Here is a 26,367-nt window from a genome sequence, read left to right on the forward strand (position 1 = left end):
AATGAGTTTAAACAACTTAGAAAATCATAAAAGCCATATTGAAAAATATGGCTTTGCTGTTATCAATGATGTGTTTTCGCAGAAAGAACTGGAAGACATCAACCTTGTTCTGCAAAATATAGACACTTCAAAAGAAAATTTTAGAAAGTCTGAAGACCTTTTTGCTATCAGGCAGTTCTTAAAAGAAGTTCCGGAAATCAAAGATCTTGTGTTTAATGAAAACATCCGGAAAGTGGTGAAAGAAATCTTCGGTGAAAAATATTTTGTGGTTAAAAGTATCTATTTTGATAAGCCTGAAACCTCCAACTGGTACGTGGCCTATCATCAGGATCTTACTATTTCTGTGGATAAGAAGTTGGAACTCGCTAATTTCGGACCTTGGACCACCAAACAAAATCAGTTTGCGGTACAGCCTCCACTCAACGTTTTGGAAAATATCTATACCATCAGAATCCATCTGGATGATACCGATGAAAATAACGGAGCATTGAAAGTAGTTCCAAAATCCCACACAAAAGGCATTTACAGACCGGAAACCATCGACTGGACTGTAGAAACAGAAGAAATCTGCAACGTAGAAAAAGGGGGAATTATGCTGATGAAACCTTTAACGCTTCACGGCTCTAACAGAACAACGAACGGAAAGAAAAGAAGAGTCATACACATCGAATTTTCTGATATCGAACTTCCGGAAGTTCTGCAATGGTCGGAAAGAATGAATTGATAAATAAACCCTTCTTCACATTCTGAAGAAGGGTTTATTTTAGTATTAATCACAGGAGATGACTTCACCATAAGGCTTGTCTATATTTTCTTTATGATAGGAGAGAAATAGTAGACCTTCTTTTGGGTTGGCATTCCAGAAAGATGTCGGTGTGGAGACTTTCATCTTTGTTTTCAGTATATTTTCGATCATATTATCCTTACTTCCAAAAGTTGTAACAGGAGTAATTTCCTGAATTTTTGATGTATCATCTATTTTTATTTTATAGATAGCAAAAGGCTGCTTAGGCTTGAATCCACTGATCTTTGACAAATCAGATTTATATTCAGTTTGGAATTCATCATAGCAACGGGTAAACTGTAAGCCTATAAACCTGAATGTATTATTATTTAAATAAGTAAAGGCTTTTTCCAGATTTTTAAGCCACGATTTTTCATCTTTTGTTGGTTTATTTTCCAGTTTTGATTTTGGAGTACAGGATGAAATGGAATAGGTGTTATTGTATTGGTTTAAAAAGATCAGATATCTTTCATTGACCAGGACATCAATTTCACAAGCTCCGGAATAGGAATTTCCAATGAGTCCTCTCACATTCATTGTTTTGAATGTTTTAGCTCCCTTATATACTTTTTCAATTTCAATATCTGCTTTATAGGATCTTTGCTCAGTATTTTCGTCATATACTTTCAAAATTTTGATAATACCTACAAATTCAGAATTTTGATAATTGTGTGCTAAGGTTTCATATACACATTTACAAGCTGAAACTTTTATAATACTTAAAAGTAAAAAGAGTAGTAATGATAATTTTTTCATAGGTGTTGTTTTTGTTTTTTTACTTCACAGCAATCTCATCAATAAAGATATAAGCATCACCGCCTGCTCCCTGATGCCATTCCGGAAGTTTTCCGAAGTAGTAGGCTTTTACTTTGATATAACGTGCTTCGGTAGGAAGAATTTCTGTAGAAAAATCTTTGATCTGTACTTTTTCATCCTTAGGATCAATAGTATTGTCAACGGTCTTCAGAAGGACAAAATCTTTTCCGTTCATGGAAGCGTAATATTCCACCTTTTTAGGCATCAGAATCCATGCTTTGCTATCCTGAAGGTACGTTGAAGATAAATATTTAATGTTTTGAGGGGATTTAAGATCAATAACGGCTTCAAAATTCTGTCCCTGATAACCATGCCATTCACCTTTTCTCCAGTTAACATCTCCTCTGATTCCGTCAATAAGAGCAAGATTTCCGGTAGCACTGTATTGTGGAGTTACTTTTGACAGAATATTAATATCCCAGTAATTGGGTCTTCTGTTGAAATGAGCAGTAGTTACAGAACTTTTTTCGCCGTTTCTTTCAGCATAAGCCATTACCTGAGTAGTTTTGGTGATGGAGAATGGTCCTTTATAAGTTGAAAACGTCTTTCTTTTATTGCTGTCACTCTCATCCATTGTCATATAATATACTTTGTCGCTTGGGTTTAATGGAGTGATTTCAACTTTGGTAGAAAAGTCGAAGATTCTGTCGGCAGCAATTACCGGAGAGGCTGTCTGTTCAGGATATTTAAAATCTTTAGCAGGTTTTACATTTTCGAAACCTAATTTTTTGAGCTCCGCTCTGCCTGTAGTTTTTGTAATCGTTCTTGTAGTGCCGTCTTCAAGGTGAATTTTAATTTCATCAAAATAAGGAGTGGTGGTTTCCCATTCCGGTAATCCCGGGGTTACAGAATAAATTCCCATTGAGCTTAAAACATACCAGGCACTCATCTGGCCGCAGTCTTCATTTCCGATCAATCCGTCAGGGGTGTTTTTATAAAAATTATCAAGAATGTATTTGATTTTCGCATCTGTTTTTTCTGGCTTGTCGACGAAATTATACAGATAGGCAATGTGGTGGCTTGGCTCATTTCCCTGGGCATATTGGCCCATCAATCCTGTGATGTCCACTTGTTCTCTTCCCGTAGTTTTATCAGGAGCAGTAAAGATAGCATCAATAAACTGTTCAAACTTTTCTTTCCCGCCATGAGCAGCAATAAGTCCCGGAATGTCCTGCTGTACAGAATATGAATAATGCCACGAGTTTCCTTCCGTATAATTGTTGTTAACTTCTCTCGGATCAAAAGGCTCATACCAATTCCCGTTTTTTCTCGGCTGCATAAAGCCTGTTTTTGGATTGTAAAGGTTTTTCCAGTTCTGAGAACGTTTCATGAACTCCTGATACTCTTCTTTTTTGCCTAAAATTTTTGCCATCTGAGCAATACACCAGTCATCATAAGCATATTCTACAGTTTTCGAAACACTTTCATGCTCGTCATCTATACTGATATAATGATTCTGTTTATAAGCATTCAATCCAAAAATATCCTGCATGGCAGAACCTTTTGCAGCCTGAAATGCCTTTTCATAATCAAACCCCTGAATTCCCTTAGCCATAGCATCTGCAATGACGGAAACAGAGTGGTAGCCAATCATACATTCTGTTTCATTGGAAGCCAGTTCCCATACCGGAAGTTTCCCTCCCTGTTCGTATTGTTTAATAAAGGTATTGATAAAATCAGCAGTTCTTTTTCTGTCGATTAAAGTCATCAGCGGATGTGCTCCTCTGAAGGTGTCCCAAAGTGAAAATACCGTATAATAATCAAAACCATTGGCGGTATAAAGCTTATTATCTCTACCTCTGTATCTTCCGTCTACATCCATATTGATGTTGGGTTGTGTGAAAACGTGATATAGAGCAGTGTAAAAAACGGTCAATTTGTTTTTATCATCAGATTTCACCTCAATTTTTGAAAGCTCTTTGTCCCAGTCAGATTGAGCTTGCTTTCTTACAGTGTCAAAATCGCCTGACTGTCCTTCTGCCAGCATATTTTTTCCTGCTCCTTCATATCCTGTAGGAGAAACAGAAACTTTTACATTGATCTTTTCTCCTTTTTTAACGGTGGCTGAAAATGCCAGGGCCAGTTTTGTTCCGGTAAAAAGATTGTTTTCCTGCTTTCCGTTAACTTCTTTTTTTGAAATTTTCATAGGCTTTGAAAACTCAATTCTGGCATAGATATACTGGTTGGTGGCCCATGCTTCACTTCTTCTGAAAACCTCAATGGTTTTATCATCAATGATCTTTACTTCTCCTTCCAGAAGTTTGTCTCTGTGGTTGAGGTCTAAGATAATATTGGCATTTCCGGCATTGTTGAAAGTGTATTCATGATACCCGACTCTTTTTGTCGTTGTAAGGCGAACATCAATATTATTTTTATCTAATTTTACAGCATAGAATCCTGCTGTTGCTTTTTCATTTTTATGCGAAAATTTCGAAGAATAGTCTTTGCTGTTCAGGCTTGGATTTCCCATAGTAGGTATCAGCATAATGTCTCCATAATCAGAAACTCCTGTACCATTTAAATGCGTATGAGAAAAACCATAGATGACAGAATCCGAATAATGATATCCGCCGCATCCGTCCCAGCTTCCATCAATTCTTGTATCGGGAGAAAGCTGTACCATCCCGAATGGAACGATTGCCCCGGGAAAAGTGTGGCCATGCCCTCCGGTTCCTATAAACGGATTCACATATTGGGAATAGCTCTGTGCAGAAATGATCTGAGTAATAAATATAGAAAATGCAATAAGCCCTTTTTTCATGTTCTGATTTTATCAGACGAAGATATTGAAAAACAGCAAAAGTGATGCAATAAAAGATCATTACCGTTTGTCCTGTTAAAAACGATCTCATTCATAAGAAGACAGAGCGAATTTAAATTACACTTCTCCTTCAAAAAAATGATTGAGATAGGTCTCTTTATCTTTGTCTTCTCTTCCGGAGCCCAGATATTTTTTCCAGGACTGAGATTCATGATAGACAATACCCATTTCCCAGACACAATAAGTTGGGAGGTGGGTTTTGTTTCTGTCCCATATTTCAAATTGTCCGGAACCATCATAATACACGCTCTCCCATAATTCGTTTTCATTTCGCCATGTACATACCAGTAAAAGATAGTTTTTTCCGCAGCGGTGCATAATGACAAATCCGAGATCATCAATGTTTTTAAAGTTTTCTTCAGCACTTTCGATACACTTTTGGGCATTTTCAATGTCCTGTTGTGAAACTTCTGCAGGATCATTGGCCAGGTCATACCATTTGAATTTTGTTTTTCCAACAATAATAATTCCTTTTGGCTGTGCATATTTGGAAGGATAGGAGGTCGTTTTCATATCAATTGCTTTCTGGGAGAGGATGTGGTATCAGAATGAAAAAACAGAATAAGAAATTTTTAACGATCTGATTTATCACCTGATATTATAGATTTTATTGATTCTAAATTACCGAAAAAATGCGTAAATTTGTAAACAATTTATATTTATATGTTGACGAAAGAAAAGGTTCAGGAATTCCTTAAAGAAATAGAAGTAGACGATTTGGTGAATAATCTTCAGATTATGGGTAACGATGTTTATATTGATATGACTGCCCATTCGCCTGCAATGCACGAAAAGAAAAAACTGGAGGCTGCTATGAAACAGGCTTTTGCCAGTGAGTTTGGAGAAGACATTCATTTAAAACTTAAAATCGTTTCTCCGGAGCCTAGTGAAATTCAGCAAAGTCAGATCAAAGGAAAACAGATTCCGGGAATTCAAAATATTATCGCTATTGCTTCCGGTAAAGGAGGAGTAGGGAAATCTACCGTTTCTGCAAATATGGCAGTAACGTTGGCTAAAATGGGCTTTAAAGTAGGATTACTGGATGCTGATATCTACGGTCCTTCAGTTCCTACCATGTTTGATACAGAGGGACAAAAACCAATTTCTGTAGAAGTGAATGGTAAGAATCTGATGAAGCCTATCGAAAATTATGGAGTAAAAATGCTTTCAATAGGATACTTCTCAGGAGCCAATCAGGCAGTAGTATGGAGAGGTCCTATGGCTTCAAAAGCTTTGAACCAGATGATCAGAGATGCAGCATGGGGAGAACTGGATTTCCTTCTAATTGACCTTCCTCCGGGAACAGGTGACATTCACTTGTCAATTATCCAGGAAGTACCAGTAACAGGAGCGGTCATCGTAAGTACACCTCAGCATGTTGCATTGGCAGACGTAAGAAAAGGAATTGCCATGTTCCAGATGGAAAGTATTAACATTCCTGTGCTTGGTTTGATCGAAAATATGGCGTATTTTACACCGGAAGAACTTCCTGACAATAAATATTATATCTTTGGAAACCAGGGAGCACAATATTTAGCGGAAGATCTTGGAATTCCGGTATTGGGTGAAATTCCACTAATCCAGAGCATCAGAGAAGCAGGTGACGTTGGAAGACCGGCAGCACTTCAGGAAGGATCTAAAATTGAAGATATCTACACAGAAACTGCCAGAAAAATGGTAGAAAGCTTAGTGGAAAGAAATAAAAATCTTCCTCCCACTGAAGCAGTGAAGATTTCCACAATGGCAGGATGCTCGCCAAAAGCAAAATAATAATAATTTCAATAAAATTTGAAGAAACCGAATTGAACTGAAAAAATATGGAAACAAACATAACGCACGAAGATACAGTAACAAGAGTAATGGAAGCTCTGGAAAGCATCAGGCCGTTTTTGAATAAAGACGGTGGTGATATTGAGCTTATTGATGTGAAAGATAATCAGGTGTTTGTAAAACTTTTAGGTAACTGTTCCGGGTGTTCATTGAATTTTTCAACCTTAAAACTGGGTGTTGAAAATACAATCAAACAACATGCTCCGGAAATCGAAAAGGTAATCAACGTAGAGTAAATTATATCTGAGATATTTTTAAAAAGACAGGCTTTTTTTAAGGCCTGTCTTTTTATTTGCATTAATAACAATAAGTTTGGTGAACCAAACCTGACGTGTTTTTAATCCGTCAGGTTTATTAATTTCTAGGTATATTTTCACGAAATAAATGAAAATTATAATCCTGCCGGAGGTGCAGCTGCTGCTCCACTATTTAATCCTCCTAAGTTTTGAGACACTGGTGTAAGCGTTTTAAGTACACTATTATTGATAACAAGGCAGTAGATTGTCCATGTTCCATTCACTCCACCTGGAGTAGCCGTGGCTAAATAGTCAGCTGATAAACGCCATGTTCCGGCAGAAGTAAATGCAAACACATTTGCGGGAGCATAAGTAGGAGGTGTTGTTCCTGTATTAGTATTTAAAGAGGTGTTAAAACTATTTCCTACTACTGTCACAGTATAATCTGTGCTGCTTATTTTAGTGTCATAATTAGCAATCCAGTCTCCATTAACGTTAGAAATTGTATAAACAATATAATTTAGCGGTGATGTATTTCCGGTTGATGAAACAGCAATTTTCACTTCTCCTGTTGTGTTGTCTCTCACAAGGGTAGAAACATTAGTTGATGAATTGGAACTTGCAGCAGTCCCAATTCTCACATTACCATTAATATCCAATTTAGTAGTAGGTGCGGAAGTCCCGATTCCTATTCTGTCATTTTGTGTATCTACAGAAAAAGTAGTGCCGTCAATATTAAATTGATTGACACTGGGGGTACTTGCCGTAAAAGATAATGTTTTATTAGTCATGGCGACAGTACGATTTGCTTGTATCGTACCATCTGTATTATATATACTGGTATCGCTGGGAACAGAGGTAATTACTTTTTGCCAGATCGTTCCATCAAAATAATAGTAGCCGGGTGTAGTAACATTGTTTGTTTTTACTGTAAGGGTACCTGTTGTATCTAATACATATACTAAGGTACCTGTTTGCGGGGAATTATAAGCCCCGTCTTTAGCAATAAGGTCAGCTCTTGATAATCTAGGAGTGATTAATCCCTCAGCAATAGCAGGAGCTGTGGCTGTTGTTAATGCTTTTACATCAAGAGTTGCAGTGGGAGAGCTTGTGTTTATCCCTACTTGAGCAAAATATAAGCTGAAAAATAAGCTTAATGAGAACAATAGTACTTTTTTCATGATTTCTTTTGGTTTTGTGTTTTTTAACTGTAAAATGGTTTTACTGTTAAATATTAAAATGTTATTTAAATATACAAATAATATAATAAATTTGATTGAAATTTTTATTTGAAAAAGGTCATAAGGAGATACTTTATAAGCAGGAATTTTTAAGGACTGTCTTTTATTTGTATTAATAGCAAGAAGTTTGGTTCAGCTTGGTGAACCAAACCTGACGGGTTTTTAAAACCCGTCAGGTTTATTAATTAATTTATACTTTAGGTCTAGGATGAGATTTTTCAGATTCCGAAAAATGTTTTTTTATTGTTTTACAACCTTATTTCCCACTCCAGTAATAGAAACATCCGGTTTCCCTGATTTTGTTCCTGAAGTTCTGTAGTAAACGGTGTTATCACCACCTTCCATGGATATTTTGTCTACTTTATCGATGTATATTTTGTTACCTGTTCCTGAGATTGTAACTTTTTTTGCACTCCCTTTTACCGTAAGCTTGTTATCACCACCTTCTACCTCAACAACGCCTCCGCTGAGTGTATAATTGAGTGTATGTCCTACACCTTCTACATGTACCACTTTATTGCCTTCGGTTTTCTCCACACCTTTTGTAGATTCTGTTTTTCTTGATTGTGAGAAAGCAGTAGCTGTTCCCAGCAACAGGAAAGTAAGAATTCCTGCGGTTTTAATATTCTTCATGCGAATTGGTTTTTTATTCGGGATAAATATAGATATAAAATGCTTTCTTCCAAGTATTTCAAAAGTTAAATCATCTTAAATAAAGAGTCTTCATATGGCATATTGTATATTCCAATAACAAAAAAGCCCCGGAAATCCGAAGCTTTACAATGGAATGGTATGCTGTAATATATATATTTACTTTACAATAACTCTCTTGATCTGTCCTTCTGAAGTTTTTACCAGATAAACACCGGTAGAAAGCGTAGAAGTATTGATTGTTAAAGCATTCTTTTCTTTTCCGATCAATTTTCCGGACATATCGTACAATTCGTAATCCTGTTTTCTGTTGAAATAAAGTGTATTTCCTTTGTTGACAGGGTTTGGAAATACATTGAAGGTTGCCTGTTCAGATTTTATCTCACCTGTTCCAAGCGTAGCAGGCATGGCTACTTCATACATGGATAAAGTTCCGCTGATCTCATTCGCAACGATCACATACCCTTTATTGGTTGTTGTATTTTCAGGGGCAATGTAAATGATTCCTTCAGGACCATTGTCTCCTCCGTATGCTGAAGTAGAACGGGAATGTTTGTAATCTGTAAACGTAGGGTTATTAGGGTTCGTAATATTATAAACCATAACACCTCCGGTTCTTTCCAGTGTGATGAAAGCATACGTCTGTCCGTTGATGTTTCCTAAAGCAACTCCTTCCGGTTCCGGACCTTTGGCGCGGCTTCTGTTTTTAATACCGTTAGACTCATTATCAGCATTGAAAATTAAAGGATGGTAAGCTGAAATATATCTTTCAAACTGATCTCCGCTGTCGTAGACAATCTGTTTAGTATCAGCATTGAAAATAGAGAAAGAACGTGCTCCTAAAGCCGCCATTTCTTCAAACTCCGAATCTCCATCCGTATTTCCTGTAGCAGATGAAACCCTGAATCTGCCAAGATTATAAGCCGCTTTTAAAATACCTGCATTCGGAAACAATACAGGATCTAAAGTATAACTGTTAGCACCTACTGTAGTTCTTTCGCTGAATCCTGAAAGATCTTTTTCATCACCTTCATTAGCGGTTATAATATAATTGGTGTTTCCTATTTTATAATTCTGTACAGCGTCCGGAACATAGTAAGCTTTTACCGGCCAGTTGGCAATTAAAACCTCTCCATTACTATCTGAGGCATCAAAACCGTTACCCGGAATACTCATGTCTTTTTTTCCCAATCCCCAGATTCCTGTGATGGTTTTTGTAACCAGATTAATCTCAGCGATGGCATTGTTTTCCTGAAGAGTTACCCATGCTTTCTGACTGTCGGCACTGATGGTTATATATTCCGGTTCCAGATCCTGAGAAAGGGTATTATTCGTTCTTACTTTTCTTAAACCGGTAGCGGTTAATGCTGCTACCTGATTATCAAAACTATTAAAATTAAGTGTCGCTACATTACTTTGGGTAAGATTTCCGATACCTCCGGAAATATCAATGATGCTGATGGTTCCTTCAGGATCTGCCGTATAGGCATCATTAGGTTCTCCTTCATTGGCGGTAACTACTTTTGTTCCGTCAGGGGAGAATGTCACCATATCCGGTAAAGCTCCTACAGTTACCTGCTTCAGGAAATTTCCATTGATGTCAAAAAATACTACAGATCCATTTTGCTGGGGATCAGTATTGGGAGAGGCGGCTGCAATGATTCCGTTTTTCACAGCGATACTTGTGATACCGCCATAAGGAGCCATATTCACTGTTTTTATGACTGAAGGTATTGAAGGATTACTGAAATCAATAATATCAAATACATCAGTAATCGAACTGATCGTGAATAAGCGTTGTGTTGACGGATCATGAACCACAATTTCCGTAGAACTGTTATTATTTCCTGAAGGATCAAAACTTAGAAGATAATTCAGCTGAATCTGATGGGAAGGAACCGGAGCCTGCTTATCATTATCTACAATATAAACGGTTGCGGAATTGTCTCCTGAAATAGTAGCTCCAACAGGATTTTCAAGGCTTACCACAAAATATTCAGCCTGCTGTTCTGCCACTGTGTCATCAATAATCGGAATATTGACGGTGTAACTCGTTGTAGATGGACTAATGTTAATAGTCTGATTGGCTAAAGTAAAATCATTGTTGTCAGCTGTACTGAAAGGTGCGGGTTTTACAACAAGGTTTACCGCAGAAGCCGAAGGATTGGTAATATTGATTTTAAATGCAAGATTTCCCGCATTTTCATTAACCTTAATAAAATTCTTTTCTAAAGCAACTGTTGTTCCGGCAGTAGTAAAAGTAGTGGAAGTGACAGTTGTAATTCCGTTATCACTGAAATCTTCAACCACATTGGGCTTAAGCGCTAAATAATAGGTCTGCCCCGGCACAAGTCCGGAAGCAGGAATTACAGTGATGGTATTGTTAGTGAATGTTGTAGTGAAAGGAATTGGGGTACCTGAAGAATTTCCCAGACGGAAATCAATAAGGTTCTGTGCATTGGAATCGTTGATCGCAGAATTATCTGTTAGCCTTATATTTTCGTTAAAAGATAAGGTCGGATTTAAAGCCGTCGAAGCATTATTGGTATTGTGAGCAGGTAAATAAGTAACCGTTGGTGGAGTAGTATCAGGGCCTCCCGCAGGAACGGCATCTACTGTAAAGTTATCAAAACGGTTGTTCCCGCCTGTTCCTCCTCCTGTTGCCGAAAATTCTACCTTTAATTTAAAGTTAGGGTTGTTATTAGCACCCGGTACAGCAGAAAAATCGAGTGTTATCAGCTGGGGATCTGCATCCTGAGGATACACGGTCTGAAACTGTACAAAAGTAGTTCCGTCTGTTGAATAAGACCAGGTCTGTGTTCCTGCTCCCTGACCGGATCTTCTGGTGGTGAACTTAACAATGATGTTATTATAGCCCGTTGTAGGAAGATTAAACTGTAAAGCTCCTCCAATCGGATTGTTGAATCTTAAATGGGCTCCGGAGCCATCACCGTTTCTTGCATTTAAATTTTGCAGACTAAAATTCTGTCCGGTACCTCCGGCAAAATCAATAACACTCGTTCCTCCTGTTATAGGTGCAAGAGAACCATTTACCATCGTAGAATTAGGGGTCGTAATTGTGGCTGCAGAAGCATTATCATTAAAATTCCAGTAATGAATCAGTGTCTGCCCGAAAAGACCGCTCTGAAAGAAGAATGCGGCAATCACAGACCCTTTTAATAGGTAATTGTTGATCATTTTTTATTTCAATTAGATAAATACAAAAATGAACTTTATACCTTGCAATTATTTTAATGGAACTTTAAAAAATGTTTAAAAAATAGGTTTATTTCCGATAAAATACAAAAAATTATGTTGAATAAGAAACTTTAGAATGAAAATTATTTTCCTGATTTTCCCGAAAAGTTTAAAATTGTACCTGATTTATTTCCTTCCAAAGGATGTTTCTGCATATAAAAATATCCTGAAACAGCAGTCACAAGCAAGAGTACAAAAATAACCAGAACAATTCTTTTTAACATGTCTCTCATAGCGCTAAATTTTTAATATCTCTAATTTCTAAAGTAGATGTAGGGTATCCCTTTTGTGTCACATTGATCATTGCTCTACCCACTTCGTGTAAAGTTAATGATTTTGACTGAAAAAATACAGGAAAAATCCAAATAAAAGGTTTAAAAAACCATTTTACATTGATTTGACCCTCAACAGGTTTCATAAATCCCGGACGGAAATTATAAGCGCCTCTGAAATTCATTCTTTTCAGATCATTTTCTGTTTTTCCTTTTACACGGGCCCACATCATTTTTCCACTCTCTGTGCTGTCTGTACCTGCCCCGGAAACATAGTTGAACACCATTTCAGGATTTTGGTTCAAAACAGCTTTTGCAAAATGAAGGGTTGTATCATAAGTGATTTGGGTGTATTCTTCTTCGTTCATGCCTATACTGCTAATTCCTGCACAGAAAAAGCAGGCATCATAACCTTTTAGTTTTTCATCATTCAGATCGAGCGAAAGAAAGTCAGGGACGAGATATTCTTTCAGCTTAGGATACGTTTTCCCGGAGGGTTTTCTGCTTATGCTCAGGATTTCGGAAACATCCGGGTTTTCAAGACATTCCATTAAAACACCTTCGCCTACCATTCCCGTAGCTCCTGTAAGAATTATTTTGATTGGGTTCATTGCTTTGCTATTGATATTGGATATGACGGATAGGGATAGGGTTTTACTTTAAAATTTTAGATAAAAGATAAAAGATGTTGTCTTAAATGTCTGGATTCAATAATTCAATAGGGATGGGCTTTAGCCCGCCTTAAAAATGAGCCGCCTTGTACTGGATTTAGCTAAAACTTAATTATACAGATTGCTTCGTCGCTATGCTTCTCGCAATGACAATGGGGAAAACTTTTAAAATAAAAGCCAGCGCATTTTTGCGCTGGCCTTCAATATCTTTATAAGCTTTACTTTTTATGTCGCAGCTGACTGTAAATATTATGGATCAATCCGTCTGCTACGGAAATTTTAGGAACAAAGATCTTATTGATATCAGACCATGACATGACATTGTTAAAAATTCCCAGGGCATGTACCAATACATCGGCACGATCCTCTCTAAGGTTGTAGTTGGTCATTCTTTCTTCCACAGAAAGTTCATTGAATTCTTTGTAAACCTTTTTCAGATGAGACAGAGACATTGGTTTTCCATCTTTGGTCTTGCTCATAGAGAATACTTTGTTGATATTTCCACCCGAACCGATGGCAACAATTGGCTTTTTGCTGACAATATTTTTCTTGATTTCCTCCTTCATTTCTTTCCAGTTATCCATCGTAACAAGATTGTTGAGAAGACGGATTGTTCCGATGTTGAAAGATTTTTCGTAAACCATCTTGCCATTTTCGTAGAAGGTCAGTTCTGTAGAACCTCCGCCCACGTCGATATATAAATAGGCAAATTCTTTATCAAGACCTTCTGCAACATGATTTTCATAAATCAGGGTAGCTTCCTCATCACCGGAAATAATTTCAATATTGATTCCTGATGTGTCTTTTACCAGATTGATGATATCATTACCGTTGGCAGCATCACGCATGGCACTGGTAGCACAGGCTCTGTAGTGGTCTACTTTGTATATTTTCATCAGGTCACTAAAGATTTTCATGGAATCAATGACCATTTTTTCTCTTTCCGGACCTATCTTTCCGATGGTAAAAACATCCATTCCCAGTCTCAGAGGAATTCTGAGAAGGTTCAGCTTAATAAATTCAGGCTTTCTGTTATTGATCTTTACCTCATTGATAAGAAGGCGGGCTGCATTACTCCCTATGTCTATCGCTGCTATCTTCATTTCTTGCTTGTTTTAGCTTTTAAATATTTATAGGTTTCTATTTGTGATCGGCATTCTTTTTTATCATTTCTTACGTATTCATTGCTCAGTTTTTTGTCTAAAATCCTTGCTTTTACGTTATCTCTAAGCTGGATATCAAGAATATCTTTTAATTCCTTCTTAAGGTTCTTATTAGTGATTTTAGCGGCTGCTTCAATCCTGTAGTCAAGGTTTCTTGTCATCCAGTCTGCGGAAGAAATGTACATGTCTTCAGCCCCTTTATTGTAAAAATACATAACTCTGGCGTGTTCCAGGTATTCATCTACAATACTGATGGCTTTTATTTTTTCTTTGAATTCCTTTTGATTTACGGCACAATAGATACCTCTTACAATCATTCTGGTTACCACTCCGGCTTTAGCAGCTTCATATATTTTTTCAATCAGTGCGCGGTCACTCATTGAGTTTACTTTGACAATGATTTCTGCTCTTCGTCCTGCCTTAGCTTCTTCGATTTCCTTATCGATATGGTGAACAATCTTTTCACGCATAAACTGAGGGCAAACTAATAAATTTTTACAAGTTTTCAAAATGGAAATAAAATCATCTTTCGGTTTTTTCAACACATTGAAGACTTTATTGATATCTGCCATGATGCCTCGGTCTGCAGTCAGCAACAGATGATCACCATATATTCTGGCTGTTTTTTCGTTGAAATTTCCGGTACTTACGAAGCCATACTGGATTGTTTTATTGTGGGCTCTCTTCTTGATGACACAAAGTTTGGCATGTACTTTTTTATTAGGGATTCCTACAAGCACAGTAATTCCTTCCGGTTCCAGCATATCTTTCCATTCCAGGTTGGATTCTTCATCAAATCTTGCCTGAAGCTCCAGCATCACAGTCACTTCTTTACCATTTCTGGCAGCGTAAATCAGAGCATTGATAATTTTTGAACTGCTTGCCAGACGGTACGCTGTAATTTGTATGGATTTTACATCCGGATCCATAGCGGCTTCACGGAGAAGATCAATCACCGGATTGTACTTGTGATAAGGGAAGGTAAGGAGTACATCTTCTTTTAAAATGACATCTGTCACTCTTTCCCCATGCTCAAACGCCTGATGCGTAAAAGAGGTTCTTTCTACAGGTCTTTCATACTTTTCAAAAACATCGGGAAAATCCATGAAATGCTTGAAATTATGAATTTTGCCTCCCGGAATGATGCTGTCTTTCTTAGTTAAGTTAAGCTTTCTGATAAGGAGTTCCAGCAGAGCTTTATCCATATCTTTATCAAAAACAAAACGGGTAGGCTTTCCTTTTCTTCTGTTTTTGAGTCCTTTTTCTATTTTTTCTGCAAAGTTGGTTCTGATATCATTATCCAGATCCAGTTCGGCATCCTTTGTTACTTTAAATGCATTGGCTGCAAATTCATCATATCCAAAATAAGAAAATATGTGCGGAAGATTGAAGGCGATTACATCCTCCAGAAGCATTACATTTTTTTCTTCCGGATCTTCTGTTGGCAGCAATACGAATCTTCCTACAAAACGGGAAGGAATTTCAATAATGGCATAATTACTGGAATACTGCCAGTCTTTTTTTCTCATGGCTACTCCCAGATAAAGACTTTTATCACGCAAATAAGGCATAGGAGTATTTTCGTGAAGGAGAATCGGGATCACATTGGATTCTACCACTTCATCGAAATATTGTCTGACAAATTCTTTTTGGTTGGCTGTCAGGTTTTTGGCATTCTTAATAAAAACTTTATGATCAGCCATTTCGGTCTGGATTTTTTTCCAGGTTTTATCGAAATTCAGCTGTTGTCTCATCACAACTTCATTGATTCTCTGAAGGATCTTGGATGGCGGCTGATAAAAAGATTCGGCAATCACTTTTTCCTTAAAATCCATGGCGCGCTTTAATCCGGCAACACGCACTCTGAAAAATTCATCTAAATTGTTGGAGAAAATTCCGAGGAAACGTATTCTTAAATGTAAGGGAACTTTTTCATCCATAGCTTCCTGCAAAACTCTTTCATTAAAGGCAAGCCAAGTAATATCTCGGGGATTAAAGTGTATTGACATTCTAAATGTGTATATTTTATCAAAAATAATCATTCGTACAGATTCTTCCTCTATTTCTTAGGTTAAACTTTGATTAATTTTTAAAGGTTTGGTGAGTTATTATTTGTGATCCTCGATTTTCCTTATAAAGTAATTGGTTTTCAGTGGTTTTTGATATATTTATATCACGAACTATTTGCCATTAATCAGGATATATATTCATTGGAGAAAATGCTTTAAAGAATTATAAAAACTTGTAACCATGAAAAAAATTACGATTATACTTCTGCTACAGTTATTTGGTTGGGGATACAGTCAATATGTAGAGGTTTTGGAAAAAGGAAATTTGGAAAACCTGTCTCCTCAAAAATTTATGATTCCTTTACAGAATCAGGAAAACTATAAATCTGCTTTTTTAGGACGATATAAAGCTCATTATCCCGGTACCTACCTCGGACATTTGTTTACAGCTATTAGCGATGAAGCAAAGAATGCAGGGGCCAATGCCTATTATATTGTGAGTTTCAAAGAAGGAGATAAACAAAATGAGTCTGAACTGATATTGGATACTTATCATATCCGGGATTCTGATATCAAAGATCAAAGTCTGCTGATTGAAAAAAATAGAATTTATATTATTGGGGAACCCGTTTTAAATAGTGAAAATACGTCAAAGTTTAAAGTAAACGGAGCCAGAAAAGAAGTAAAAGACAATACATTTGCAACTGTAGTAATAAAGGAAAATGAAGAGGTTAAAATAGTAAAAGGAGGAATTACTGGAATGGCAGTATGGGTAAAATGGAAGCCGGAGCAGTTTAATAAATTCTACAGCTTTTCAGGCATCGGAATAGACGGTGCAGGTTTTGGAGCTAATGGAATGGGAGTTGGCATTAATACAGGAAGGATATATTCCGTAGATCCTGACCTTGGGTATTTTTTAATCCGGGTTTTAAAAGAAAGTAAATAGTATCTTTCACCTCATAGAGGAGAAGTTGACATATCTTCATACATAAAAAATGATTTTTTTTCCTGAATATAATTTCAAAACCTCGATTTTATCGGGGTTTTTATTTTTATTGTGTCATTTTGTCATATTTTTTTGAATGGTACAGATATTGAGAAATTGAGAGTGTAAATTAAAATTAAAAATAGAAAAAATATAAAATATTATGAGTAAAATAATTGGAATTGACTTAGGAACAACCAACTCTTGTGTTGCTGTAATGGAGGGGAAAGACCCTGTTGTTATTCCTAACGCAGAAGGTAAGAGAACTACTCCTTCTATCGTAGCTTTTACGGAAGACGGAGAGAGAAAAGTAGGTGATCCTGCAAAAAGACAGGCTGTAACGAATCCAACAAAAACTGTTTACTCTATCAAAAGATTTATCGGAACCCACTTTAAAGATGATGCTTCTGAAATCACAAGAGTACCTTATAAAGTAGTTGCCGGACCAAACGATACAGTAAAAGTAAAAATCGACGATAGAGAATATACTCCACAGGAAATTTCTGCAATGACTCTTCAGAAAATGAAGAAAACTGCTGAAGATTATCTTGGTCAGGAAGTAACAAGAGCAGTAATCACTGTTCCTGCATACTTCAACGATGCACAAAGACAAGCTACTAAAGAAGCTGGTGAAATTGCAGGTCTTAAAGTAGAAAGAATCATCAACGAACCTACCGCTGCAGCGTTAGCGTATGGTCTTGATAAAAACCATAAAGATCAGAAAATCGCAGTATATGACCTTGGTGGTGGTACTTTCGATATCTCTATCCTTGATTTGGGAGACGGTGTATTCGAAGTATTGTCTACAAACGGTGATACCCACTTGGGAGGTGATGACTTTGATGATGTGATCATCAACTGGATGGCTGACGAGTTCAAAGCTGAAGAAGGGGTAGACTTGAAAGCTGATGCCATTGCTCTTCAAAGATTGAAAGAAGCAGCTGAAAAAGCTAAAATTGAATTGTCTTCTTCTCCTCAGACTGAAATCAACTTACCATATATCACAGCTACTGCTACAGGTCCTAAGCACTTAGTGAAGACTTTAACAAAAGCTAAATTCGAGCAATTATCTGCTGATCTTGTAAGAAGATCTATGGAGCCTGTTGCTAAAGCATTAAAAGATGCTGGTTTATCAACTTCTGATATCGACGAAGTAATCCTGGTAGGTGGTTCTACAAGAATCCCGATTATCCAGGAAGAAGTAGAAAAATTCTTCGGTAAAAAACCATCCAAAGGAGTAAACCCGGATGAGGTTGTAGCCATTGGTGCAGCTATTCAGGGAGGTGTATTGACAGGAGATGTAAAAGACGTATTACTACTTGACGTTACGCCACTTTCTTTAGGTATCGAAACAATGGGTTCTGTATTCACAAAATTAATTGAAGCGAACACTACGATCCCAACAAAAAAATCTGAAGTATTCTCTACAGCTTCTGACAACCAGCCGGCTGTAAGCATCAGAGTCGGACAGGGGGAAAGACCAATGTTCAACGATAACAAGGAAATCGGTAGATTTGACCTTACAGATATTCCACCAGCACCAAGAGGAGTTCCTCAGATTGAAGTAACATTCGATATTGATGCGAACGGTATCTTAAGCGTATCTGCTAAAGATAAAGGAACTGGTAAAGAGCAGTCTATCAAAATCCAGGCTTCTTCAGGTCTTTCTGACGAAGAAATCGAAAGAATGAAGAAAGAAGCTCAGGAAAACTCTGCGGCTGATGCTAAGAGAAAAGAAGAAGTTGAAATCTTCAACAAAGCTGACGGATTGATCTTCCAGACTGAAAAACAATTGAAAGAATTCGGTGAGAAACTTTCTGCTGACAAAAAAGCAGCTATTGAAGCAGCTCATGCAGAATTAAAAACAGCTTTCGAAGCTAAAAATGCTGATGACGTAAAAGCTAAAACTGAAGCGTTAGATGCAGCCTGGATGGCCGCTTCTGAAGAATTATACGCAGCGGGTCAACAGCCAGGTGCTGATGCAGGTGCAGGAGCTCAGAATGCTGGTGGAAACGCCGGAGCTGAAGATGTACAGGATGCAGACTTCGAAGAAGTAAAATAATAAATGTAAACACTAACATTTAATTATAAATCAACCCGGCAGCAAACAAAGTTTGCTGCCGGGTTTTATTTTACAGGAGATTTAACTTGCCCTCAGAAATAGGGTTACAGTTTTTTAAGTACCTTTTTTATCCTTCAGAATCATTTTACCCCAATCATTGATATGATCCAATAAAGGAATAAATGACAATCCCAAATCTGAAAGACTATATACAACTTTTACCGGAGGCTTTGTTCCAAATACCGTTCGTGTTATCAGCTGATCTCTTTCCAATTGCCTCAACTGAATACTTAAAGTTGTTTCTGTAATAAAAGAAAGGTCTTTCTTGAGCTCGCCAAACCTTTTATCCCCATTTTTTAAGTGGCAGAGAATAACCCCTTTCCATCTTCCTCCAATGAGATCCATGACGAAACTTACAGCACAGGGATAAGATTTCTGATCAACATTAACGAATAAGGACTCACATTTTTTTTCCATCTTTTCTATAGTATCTAAATTGATAGTTATTTTATGATAATAGTACAGGAGCTATTTTTACACAATATTAATCAGAATAAAAGAAATAAAAAAATGTATCAGCTAGCCCAAATTAATGTTGCCCGAATGATAGGAACCAACATAGAAGATCCGGTGATGAATGAGTTTGTCAGTCATTTGGATTCAGTAAACCAATTGGCAGAGAAAAGCGACGGATTTATCTGGAGACTCAAAGATGATGAAAACAATGCTACAAGTTTTAATCCACTAAACGATGAACAGGTTATCATCAATTTATCGGTGTGGGAAAACATAGAATCCCTGGAACATTTTACTTATAAAACATTCCACGTTGATTTTCTGAGAAGAAGAAGAGAATGGTTCCAAAAATACGGAAAAGCTCACTATGCGATGTGGTGGATTAAAAATAATGAATATCCTGGTATAGATGAAGCATTGAAACGGCTAGAATATTTGCAGGAACACGGTTCCTCTTCTTATGCATTTAATTTTCAGCATGTTTTTCAGTCGCCATAGTTGCAGCGTTGAAAAACTTTTGCAATGAGCATGCTAATAAAGCTATCTTTGTACGGTTCAGTATTTTTATTGAAATAAATGAAAGAAAGATATATTGCTTTTCTGGCAGTTGCCGGAGTACTATGTTTACTAAGTTATACTTCTAATGATCCTGCAGGATATACTGTGGAAGAGCTTCGCACACTGTACAGCAGCGGGGACCAGAGTAAATGGCCGGCACCTCATTTATTTGATGAAGCTAAAGAAGGGTTTCAGGATATCGGACCGTTGCCAAAAATGAGTTTTCCTGAAGATAATCCCTATTCCGAAGATAAAACGGAACTGGGAAAAATGTTATTCTTTGATCCGAGATTGTCAGGAAGCGGACAAATTTCCTGTGCCAGCTGTCATAATCCCGAAACAGGATGGTCAGACGGAAGCAGGGTCTCTTTTGGTCATAACAGGCAGACGGGAACCAGAAATGCTCCTGCTTTGGTAAATATAGGATATGCTAAAACACTTTTCTGGGATGGCCGTTCCGCAACTTTGGAAGAACAGGTGAAAGCCCCTATTGAAAATCCGGTAGAAATGAATCTTCATATGTCTATGGCAACAAAAAACATCAGTAAGATTAAAGAATATAAACCTTTTTTTCTGAAAGCTTTCGGAAACGAAGACGTAACAGAAGAAAAGATTGCAAAAGCGATTGCCGCATTTGAACGTTCACTGACCAGTCCGCCTTCGAGGTTTGATCAGTTTGTTACCGGAAAGAAAGATGCTTTAACGGATTCCGAAATCAATGGTCTTCATCTATTCAGAACCAAAGCTAATTGTATCAACTGCCACAATACACCTTATTTCTCTGACCGGAAATTTCACAATCTGGGGCTTACTTATTATGGAACACCATATGAAGATCTGGGAAGATATATCGTTACCCATAAAAATGAAGATGTAGGAAAATTTAAAACCCCTGCCTTGAGAGAAGTTTCTGAGAACAAACCTTATATGCATAACGGGCTTTTCCCTGAGCTGGCGAACGTTGTCATGATGTATAATGCCGGAATGCTGAAGGAAATTCCAAAAGGAGAGCAGATCAATGATCATAAGTTTCCTCGTAAATCAGCAATGATAAAAAAACTAAATTTAACTGATGATGAAGTGTTTGATATCGTAGCATTTTTAAAAACACTGAGCAGTTATCAATACAAAGTACGTCCGCCGGAATTACCTAAGTCATAATAATTTATAGTAAAACTATTTTAACCATAAAGATTGATTTTGTGTGTTTTGAGCTTGCAAAAATTAAATTCATAAAACAAAAAGGTCTCTGGAGCTGAGCTCAAGAGATCTTTTTGTAATTGATGTAATTGATGATGCTTTTACTTACTAGTTATCTTTAGTGAAAACAGTAGCAGCCATTGAAGCTTTACCCCAGTTGAAATTACTTCCTGTAGCGGACCACATATTAAACCTAACTGGATAAGAATTACTTTCAGCATACCCATTTAAAGTATAGGTTACTGTAACAGGAGAAGCACTGGTATTGTTAAAGGTATCATTAAATTTTCCGGAGACAGAAACCATTTCAGAGCCAGTAGTTCCTTCCGGAAGGGTAAATTTTCTGGAACCCTCTGGTGCTTCTATACCATCTTTGAGAAAACGTATTCCAAAATAACCAGTAATAGGTACACCAGTATACTGAACTCCAGTCCCCATCGGAACGCTATAATCTACAACAATTTTAGCAGTATTGTTAGCTGGAATAGTTACCGAAACAGATAATCCCAGATCAATATTATTTACAGTAGTACCAGAAGGTAATGCTATCTGGCCTACCGGAGCTGTTGCCGTATCCGTAAAAACTCCTAAAAGTTGATAATCAGTTGTCTGAGGGGCTAATTTATCCCACTTTGGAGCTGCCGGAGTTCCTGAATTAGTATAAAGTCCTTCTCCATAGGGAGTTAAGGCGGTGTTGGAATTATAAACCATTAACCCTTTTGCAGGAGAGGGAACAGTAGCTCCATCTGTGACTGAGGTTAATGATACTCTTGGCAGCAAAAAGCCTCTGTTGGTAGCAGTAAGATCAAGCAAAGCTGAGTTATCAGGAGCATTGGTACCCACCCCGACATTTCCGCCTACAGGATTAAGTGCTAAAGGAAGACCCGTAGTTGAAGTTTTATTCTGGCTTGAAATATAAGATCCAAAAGGGGCATTGGTATAGGTTCCGAAATCCAGAGCATGATTCGTACTCCCATCAACTCTAAAGGTTGCATTGGTATTGGCTGTACCCAATGCAGAAGGCTGTGCATTGATTCCGGCTACCACCAGCTTATTCGTAGGGGTAGTGGTTCCAATTCCCAGACGGTCATTGGCTGCATCCACAGATAAGGTATTTCCGTCTACAGAAAATGCATTGGTCTGCGTTCCTGTAAATGCCAGGGTATTAGCGCCCTGTGTTACCGTTCTGTTTCCGGTAAGAGTACCGTCTGCAGTATAGAGATTTACCGGAGTAGCTCCTACAGATCCGCCATCTGTAGATCTCCATCCTGAATTACTGTATACATATTCCAAAGCTTTGCCATTGGGAATGGTAACCCCACCTAATGAGGCGCCAAAACCTCCTGTTGTATTATTATAAACAATGATTCGCTGACCTGCATTAGGGGCAGCAGGCGCAGTAACCGTAACGGTTGCTGTAGCAGCGCCGGTAAGTTGTACCTGGCTGACATTGGCAGGTATCGTAACAGCATTACCCGCAACAGCTAAAGCGGTTTCACGGTTGGTAATCGCTCCGTTTACATCCAAAGCTGTTCCTGGAGAATCTGTAGCAACCCCTACATTTCCTCCCACCGGATTTAATACTAATGGAAGACCTGTGGCAGCCGTTTTGTTCTGGCTTGAAATATAGGATCCATAAGGAGAGTTGGCATAGGTTCCGAAATCCAGCGCATGGCTGGTATTTCCATCAACTCTGAGTGCAGCATTGGTATTGGCTGTGCCCAATGCTGAGGGTTGGGCATTAATGCCCGTTACCACCAGTTTATTAGTGGGGGATACTGTGCCTATCCCAACATTACCGTTAGATATCACAGTAAAATCGTCAGTAGACTGAGCTGTTGAAGGCACTCCCGTTGTTGGATTATTTTTTAATCCGTCAATGTTAAATATTCCCTGAGGATTACTTGTATTGATCCCCACTTGTGATTTTGCCACCAGAGAAAAGGTGGTGAGCAAGCCGGCTAGTAATAAATTTTTTTTCATAATATATAAGAAATTAAGATTAGAATAAATTAATATCTCTTTTTGTTGTCGGGAACTCCATCATAGCAACAGAGTCTCCTTACATTTTACTATTATATCTATATCAGATTCACATATTTTTTGTCAATCTTTCATTTCAATTGTTGAAATGAAATAAAAAAGATTGTGCTGTATAGTATTGTTTTTTTGATCTTCAATTTATTTCATGATTTCCTTAGTAAAAATAAGATTTATTAAGGTGGTCGCATGTTTTTGATATACAACACACATACATCACATGTACATCATTTGATGAAATCAATGTATTTTATACTTTGTATTATCATTGTTGTGTGAAATAATTAATCTATAATGTGTTTTATCTTTTTATATTTAAACCTTAGCAATACGGTGTTCCGGTATTCTGCAGCTCTTTTGTAAAGGCTCTTTTGATTTTGATTAAAAAAGAAATTACTTGTAGCTGTAAAAGATATAAGCTCATACATCATCTGGTATTGATGGTATCATAAATGGTATTTTTGAATGAAATACAGATTGTAAAAAGGCTTAATGTAATTACTGCATATTTTAAGTGTAAAAATATAAAGCCTGGATGAGCAGGTATCTCACGGTACTAATAATCATCCAGGTTTAATAAAATTATTGACTTGTCTCTTTTATGAATACCCGGGATTAATAATTAACAAAAGGTCTTCATATGGATAGTCCTTCGGCAGGCTCAGGGTGACAACCCGGATACCAACTGGAATTTTTAAACGTTGTCAGGATGAGCCTGTCAAAGCTAATATTAAAGTTGTTTACACTTTACAAAACCACAAAAATCACAAAAGATTTCATTTAAAAAACATTTGAGTTTACTTAAGTAAGTTTAAAATGAGACTGCACAAAAGCTCACATAAGAGATAAACATTTCAACTTCGCTCAACAGGCAAAGATTTTCACAAAGCTTAAGTGGGCTATTATATAAAGTCTGACTCTAAAAAAATGGAATGTTTAAAACTTTTGGGTCTTTTGTATTTAAAAATAATGAATATAAAAGTGTAAACAGCTTCATTACTAAAAAAGGACAGGTCAATAAATAAAAATACCCTTCAAAATTTTTTTTGAAGAGTATTTGAAGCTGGATATGTTCCAGATGACTTAGTTATTGGTTACTGCTATGGAACGGGAGAAGCAGTTGCCGCTCCGACGCTGCTGCCTCCAAGATTATAAGTGCCAGTACTCAGATTCGACATTTGTTCATTGGAAATAATCAGTACTCTGATTCCCCACACAAATGAACTGCCTGATGTAGTATTTGCATTAGGGACATCTGCATAAATCCTCCAGGTTCCGTTTTGCTGAAAAGTATAGATATCTGGTGCCTGAAAATCAAAAACGGTTGAACCATTACCTTTAAAGCCTGCATTGATATCACTGTGATTATTGGTGTCAAATCCCACTACAATGGCAGTATATGAAGAAACAGGTATTTTGGTATCGAAGTTAGAGATGAAATCTCCGTTCGGGTTTGTAAAAGTATAATATTTAAAATACATTTTTGAAACAGGTCCTATTTTACCCCAGTTCGGTGATGCGCTTGTTCCTCCGTTATAGTAAATTCCTTCTCCCTGAGGTGACATGGCTGTATTGTTGTTATACACCAGAAGGCCTTTTGCAGGTGCGGGAACAGTACTGGCATCTGATGGAGATGACAGGGATACTCTTGGCAGTAAAAGTCCTTTATTGGCAGCATTAAGATCCAGCAATGCTGAATTATCCGGACTATTGATTCCTACCCCTACATTCCCGGAAGGAGTAACTACCACTTTTGCACTATTATTAGCCATCAGGTTCAGATTATTTGAAGTAGTAGTCCCCACATAACCTGCTCCTGCTCCGATATATGTTTTCAGATTCACTGTACCATTGGTATGGTTTAAACCAAAACTATTATCAGGGGTGCTGATGGTCAGTTTGGTGTCAGGCGTTGCAGTACCAAGACCTACACGGTCATTGGCAGCATCTACAGATAAGGTAGTTCCATCCACAGAAAATGCATTGGTCTGTGTTCCTGTAAAGGCAAGGGTATTGGCTCCCTGGGTAACAGTACGGTTTCCTGTCAGAGACCCATCCGTGTTATAGATATTGGCAGATGCAGGTGCTGCCGGTAGAGCTTTCCATGTTGCTACTCCGCTGGCATCGGATGTTAACACCTTATCTGTCCCTTGCGTTCCGTCTACAATTTTCAAAGCCCCGCTTGTTCCTGATTCAATCTGAAGCTTACTAGTAGGATTTGTTGTCCCGATACCAATGTTTCCGGAAGATTTGATGGTCAGTCTCGGCGCATAATCTGTAGCATTTCTGGTTGAAAATTGTAATCCTGCATAGCTGTTGGCTGCATCACGGTCGATTCCTGTAATGCTTGCTCCTGATAGTCCTGTTTCAGATGTTGATGGAATGAACCCCAGCTCTGCAAACTGCCCGCCGGTGCTATTTAAATTATAGAGGGTAATATTTCTTGAAACTCCTTGTGAACACGGAGCCCCGCAATTTTCAATTCCTGCAGAAATGGTATTGGTTGTAGCTCCCGCACTGTTTTGAACAGACAGGGCAGAAGCAGGAGCGATGGTACCGATTCCCACTCTGCTGTTTGCAGCATCCACGGAGAAATTTTTCCCATTGACAGAAAAAGCATTGGTTTTTGTCCCTGTGAATGCCAGGGTATTGGCTCCCTGCGTTACTGTTCTGTTACCGGTAAGGGTGCCATCTGCATTGTAAATATTAACGGGAGTGCTCAGCTTTGTCCATACAGTACCATTGTAATAATAGTAGCCAACGGTATCAATATTCAAAGCGGTACCTGCAGCGGTACCCGTAGCGATATTGTTGACATAGATAAGGGTTGATACCGGAACCCCGGTCATACTCTGAGCTTTTTGTCTGTCTACTCTTGGAATAAGTAATCCTTCTACTGTTGTACCGGTACCAGTACTGTTTTTAGCGGTCACATCAAGTGTTGCAGCGGGGGTTGGGGTATTAATCCCCACCTGTGATTTTGCCAATGAAAAGGTAGCAAGCAATCCTACTACGAATAAATTTTTTTTCATAATATGTGTTAATTAATAATTTTCTTATATCAACAGTTATAATAGCAGTGAAAATATTACTGAACTTTATCTACGTGCTTTACTTACTGTGATTGGTTGCAAAGGTAATGCTTGGTGAAGTTTTAAAGTATATTATACGCTTATCATAGATACAACATGGGTATATCATAGGTACATCATTAGTGTATTTTTATTGAAAAAATATATGATATAAGGAAAAAA

Annotated in this window: 20 protein-coding genes; 7 read left to right on the forward strand and 13 right to left on the reverse strand. The window is 37.6% G+C overall.

Annotated features, from left to right (window positions below; translation table 11 throughout):
• Position 1: 1 nt before the first annotated feature.
• The gene (locus JNG87_RS13065) at positions 2–724 is read left to right on the forward strand and encodes a phytanoyl-CoA dioxygenase family protein (protein ID WP_202838810.1); all 723 of its coding nucleotides are present in this window, start codon (positions 2–4) and stop codon (positions 722–724) included.
• A 45-nt stretch (positions 725–769) separates the two neighbouring features.
• Here the strand turns inward: JNG87_RS13065 and JNG87_RS13070 are convergent, their stop codons facing one another.
• The 3 genes from JNG87_RS13070 to JNG87_RS13080 all read right to left on the reverse strand — a co-directional run bounded on the left by JNG87_RS13070 (position 770) and on the right by JNG87_RS13080 (position 4,934).
• On the reverse strand, positions 770–1,540 hold the full coding sequence (locus JNG87_RS13070) for a hypothetical protein (protein WP_202838811.1): 771 nt from the start codon (positions 1,538–1,540) through the stop codon (positions 770–772).
• Between the two features lie 19 nt (positions 1,541–1,559).
• The gene (locus tag JNG87_RS13075) at positions 1,560–4,361 is read right to left on the reverse strand and encodes a GH92 family glycosyl hydrolase (RefSeq protein WP_202838812.1); all 2,802 of its coding nucleotides are present in this window, start codon (positions 4,359–4,361) and stop codon (positions 1,560–1,562) included.
• Between the two features lie 117 nt (positions 4,362–4,478).
• The gene (locus JNG87_RS13080; protein ID WP_110009979.1) at positions 4,479–4,934 is read right to left on the reverse strand and encodes a hypothetical protein; all 456 of its coding nucleotides are present in this window, start codon (positions 4,932–4,934) and stop codon (positions 4,479–4,481) included.
• A gap of 150 nt (positions 4,935–5,084) precedes the next feature.
• On the opposite strand from JNG87_RS13080, the gene JNG87_RS13085 reads away from it, so the two are divergent.
• Together JNG87_RS13085 and JNG87_RS13090 are read left to right on the forward strand one after the other, a co-directional pair.
• On the forward strand, positions 5,085–6,191 hold the full coding sequence (locus tag JNG87_RS13085) for an Mrp/NBP35 family ATP-binding protein (RefSeq protein ID WP_110009978.1): 1,107 nt from the start codon (positions 5,085–5,087) through the stop codon (positions 6,189–6,191).
• 47 nt (positions 6,192–6,238) lie between these two features.
• Positions 6,239–6,487 carry a NifU family protein gene (locus JNG87_RS13090; RefSeq protein WP_002977212.1) on the forward strand — a complete coding sequence of 83 codons (249 nt, stop codon included), beginning with the start codon at positions 6,239–6,241 and terminating at the stop codon, positions 6,485–6,487.
• A gap of 155 nt (positions 6,488–6,642) precedes the next feature.
• On the opposite strand, the gene JNG87_RS13095 is transcribed toward JNG87_RS13090, so the two are convergent.
• From JNG87_RS13095 to ppk1, 7 genes are all read right to left on the reverse strand, one after another.
• Positions 6,643–7,668, reverse strand: a complete 1,026-nt coding sequence (locus tag JNG87_RS13095; RefSeq protein WP_137905057.1) for a hypothetical protein — start codon at positions 7,666–7,668, stop codon at positions 6,643–6,645.
• A gap of 300 nt (positions 7,669–7,968) precedes the next feature.
• Positions 7,969–8,361 carry a DUF3060 domain-containing protein gene (locus JNG87_RS13100; protein ID WP_110009976.1) on the reverse strand — a complete coding sequence of 131 codons (393 nt, stop codon included), beginning with the start codon at positions 8,359–8,361 and terminating at the stop codon, positions 7,969–7,971.
• A gap of 177 nt (positions 8,362–8,538) precedes the next feature.
• A complete protein-coding gene (locus JNG87_RS13105) occupies positions 8,539–11,577 on the reverse strand; it encodes a choice-of-anchor I family protein (RefSeq protein WP_202838813.1) in 3,039 nt (1,012 codons plus the stop codon).
• A gap of 143 nt (positions 11,578–11,720) precedes the next feature.
• Entirely contained in the window at positions 11,721–11,870 is a 150-nt protein-coding gene (locus JNG87_RS13110; protein ID WP_156106575.1) for a hypothetical protein, read from the reverse strand.
• Entirely contained in the window at positions 11,867–12,520 is a 654-nt protein-coding gene (locus JNG87_RS13115; protein WP_202838814.1) for an NAD-dependent epimerase/dehydratase family protein, read from the reverse strand. Before JNG87_RS13115 ends, JNG87_RS13110 begins: the two co-directional genes overlap by 4 nt.
• 278 nt (positions 12,521–12,798) lie before the next feature.
• Positions 12,799–13,683 carry an exopolyphosphatase gene (locus JNG87_RS13120; protein WP_202838815.1) on the reverse strand — a complete coding sequence of 295 codons (885 nt, stop codon included), beginning with the start codon at positions 13,681–13,683 and terminating at the stop codon, positions 12,799–12,801.
• Positions 13,680–15,752, reverse strand: a complete 2,073-nt coding sequence (ppk1, locus tag JNG87_RS13125) for a polyphosphate kinase 1 (RefSeq protein ID WP_202838816.1) — start codon at positions 15,750–15,752, stop codon at positions 13,680–13,682. The genes JNG87_RS13120 and ppk1 overlap by 4 nt, the downstream gene beginning before the upstream one ends.
• Positions 15,753–15,993: 241 nt before the next feature.
• Between ppk1 and JNG87_RS13130 the strand changes: the two genes are divergently transcribed.
• On the forward strand, positions 15,994–16,698 hold the full coding sequence (locus JNG87_RS13130; RefSeq protein WP_123279316.1) for a hypothetical protein: 705 nt from the start codon (positions 15,994–15,996) through the stop codon (positions 16,696–16,698).
• A 202-nt stretch (positions 16,699–16,900) separates the two neighbouring features.
• Positions 16,901–18,799 carry a molecular chaperone DnaK gene (gene dnaK / locus JNG87_RS13135; RefSeq protein WP_202838817.1) on the forward strand — a complete coding sequence of 633 codons (1,899 nt, stop codon included), beginning with the start codon at positions 16,901–16,903 and terminating at the stop codon, positions 18,797–18,799.
• Positions 18,800–18,913: 114 nt separating this feature from the next.
• On the opposite strand, the gene JNG87_RS13140 is transcribed toward dnaK, so the two are convergent.
• A complete protein-coding gene (locus JNG87_RS13140; RefSeq protein WP_202838818.1) occupies positions 18,914–19,276 on the reverse strand; it encodes a winged helix-turn-helix transcriptional regulator in 363 nt (120 codons plus the stop codon).
• Between the two features lie 93 nt (positions 19,277–19,369).
• Between JNG87_RS13140 and JNG87_RS13145 the strand changes: the two genes are divergently transcribed.
• Both JNG87_RS13145 and JNG87_RS13150 read left to right on the forward strand, forming a co-directional pair.
• Positions 19,370–19,813, forward strand: coding sequence for a DUF3291 domain-containing protein (locus tag JNG87_RS13145; RefSeq protein WP_238349589.1), 444 nt, complete (start codon positions 19,370–19,372; stop codon positions 19,811–19,813).
• A gap of 78 nt (positions 19,814–19,891) precedes the next feature.
• Positions 19,892–21,034 carry a cytochrome-c peroxidase gene (locus JNG87_RS13150; RefSeq protein ID WP_202838820.1) on the forward strand — a complete coding sequence of 381 codons (1,143 nt, stop codon included), beginning with the start codon at positions 19,892–19,894 and terminating at the stop codon, positions 21,032–21,034.
• 147 nt (positions 21,035–21,181) lie between these two features.
• On the opposite strand, the gene JNG87_RS13155 is transcribed toward JNG87_RS13150, so the two are convergent.
• Together JNG87_RS13155 and JNG87_RS13160 are read right to left on the reverse strand one after the other, a co-directional pair.
• Positions 21,182–23,056, reverse strand: coding sequence for a hypothetical protein (locus JNG87_RS13155; RefSeq protein WP_202838821.1), 1,875 nt, complete (start codon positions 23,054–23,056; stop codon positions 21,182–21,184).
• A 1,157-nt stretch (positions 23,057–24,213) separates the two neighbouring features.
• Positions 24,214–26,145 carry a hypothetical protein gene (locus JNG87_RS13160; RefSeq protein ID WP_202838822.1) on the reverse strand — a complete coding sequence of 644 codons (1,932 nt, stop codon included), beginning with the start codon at positions 26,143–26,145 and terminating at the stop codon, positions 24,214–24,216.
• Positions 26,146–26,367 lie beyond the last annotated feature (222 nt).

The organism is Chryseobacterium cucumeris, from assembly GCF_016775705.1.
In the GTDB taxonomy this organism is placed as follows: Bacteria; Bacteroidota; Bacteroidia; order Flavobacteriales; family Weeksellaceae; genus Chryseobacterium; species Chryseobacterium cupriresistens.

Coding starts and splice junctions, on each gene's coding strand:
- JNG87_RS13065 (WP_202838810.1), top strand. CDS start 2: ATGAGTTTAAACAACTTAGAAAATCATAAAAGCCATATTGAAAAATAT.
- JNG87_RS13070 (WP_202838811.1), bottom strand. CDS start 1,540: ATGAAAAAATTATCATTACTACTCTTTTTACTTTTAAGTATTATAAAA.
- JNG87_RS13075 (WP_202838812.1), bottom strand. CDS start 4,361: ATGAAAAAAGGGCTTATTGCATTTTCTATATTTATTACTCAGATCATT.
- JNG87_RS13080 (WP_110009979.1), bottom strand. CDS start 4,934: ATGAAAACGACCTCCTATCCTTCCAAATATGCACAGCCAAAAGGAATT.
- JNG87_RS13085 (WP_110009978.1), top strand. CDS start 5,085: ATGTTGACGAAAGAAAAGGTTCAGGAATTCCTTAAAGAAATAGAAGTA.
- JNG87_RS13090 (WP_002977212.1), top strand. CDS start 6,239: ATGGAAACAAACATAACGCACGAAGATACAGTAACAAGAGTAATGGAA.
- JNG87_RS13095 (WP_137905057.1), bottom strand. CDS start 7,668: ATGAAAAAAGTACTATTGTTCTCATTAAGCTTATTTTTCAGCTTATAT.
- JNG87_RS13100 (WP_110009976.1), bottom strand. CDS start 8,361: ATGAAGAATATTAAAACCGCAGGAATTCTTACTTTCCTGTTGCTGGGA.
- JNG87_RS13105 (WP_202838813.1), bottom strand. CDS start 11,577: ATGATCAACAATTACCTATTAAAAGGGTCTGTGATTGCCGCATTCTTC.
- JNG87_RS13110 (WP_156106575.1), bottom strand. CDS start 11,870: ATGAGAGACATGTTAAAAAGAATTGTTCTGGTTATTTTTGTACTCTTG.
- JNG87_RS13115 (WP_202838814.1), bottom strand. CDS start 12,520: ATGAACCCAATCAAAATAATTCTTACAGGAGCTACGGGAATGGTAGGC.
- JNG87_RS13120 (WP_202838815.1), bottom strand. CDS start 13,683: ATGAAGATAGCAGCGATAGACATAGGGAGTAATGCAGCCCGCCTTCTT.
- ppk1 (WP_202838816.1), bottom strand. CDS start 15,752: ATGTCAATACACTTTAATCCCCGAGATATTACTTGGCTTGCCTTTAAT.
- JNG87_RS13130 (WP_123279316.1), top strand. CDS start 15,994: ATGAAAAAAATTACGATTATACTTCTGCTACAGTTATTTGGTTGGGGA.
- dnaK (WP_202838817.1), top strand. CDS start 16,901: ATGAGTAAAATAATTGGAATTGACTTAGGAACAACCAACTCTTGTGTT.
- JNG87_RS13140 (WP_202838818.1), bottom strand. CDS start 19,276: ATGGAAAAAAAATGTGAGTCCTTATTCGTTAATGTTGATCAGAAATCT.
- JNG87_RS13145 (WP_238349589.1), top strand. CDS start 19,370: ATGTATCAGCTAGCCCAAATTAATGTTGCCCGAATGATAGGAACCAAC.
- JNG87_RS13150 (WP_202838820.1), top strand. CDS start 19,892: ATGAAAGAAAGATATATTGCTTTTCTGGCAGTTGCCGGAGTACTATGT.
- JNG87_RS13155 (WP_202838821.1), bottom strand. CDS start 23,056: ATGAAAAAAAATTTATTACTAGCCGGCTTGCTCACCACCTTTTCTCTG.
- JNG87_RS13160 (WP_202838822.1), bottom strand. CDS start 26,145: ATGAAAAAAAATTTATTCGTAGTAGGATTGCTTGCTACCTTTTCATTG.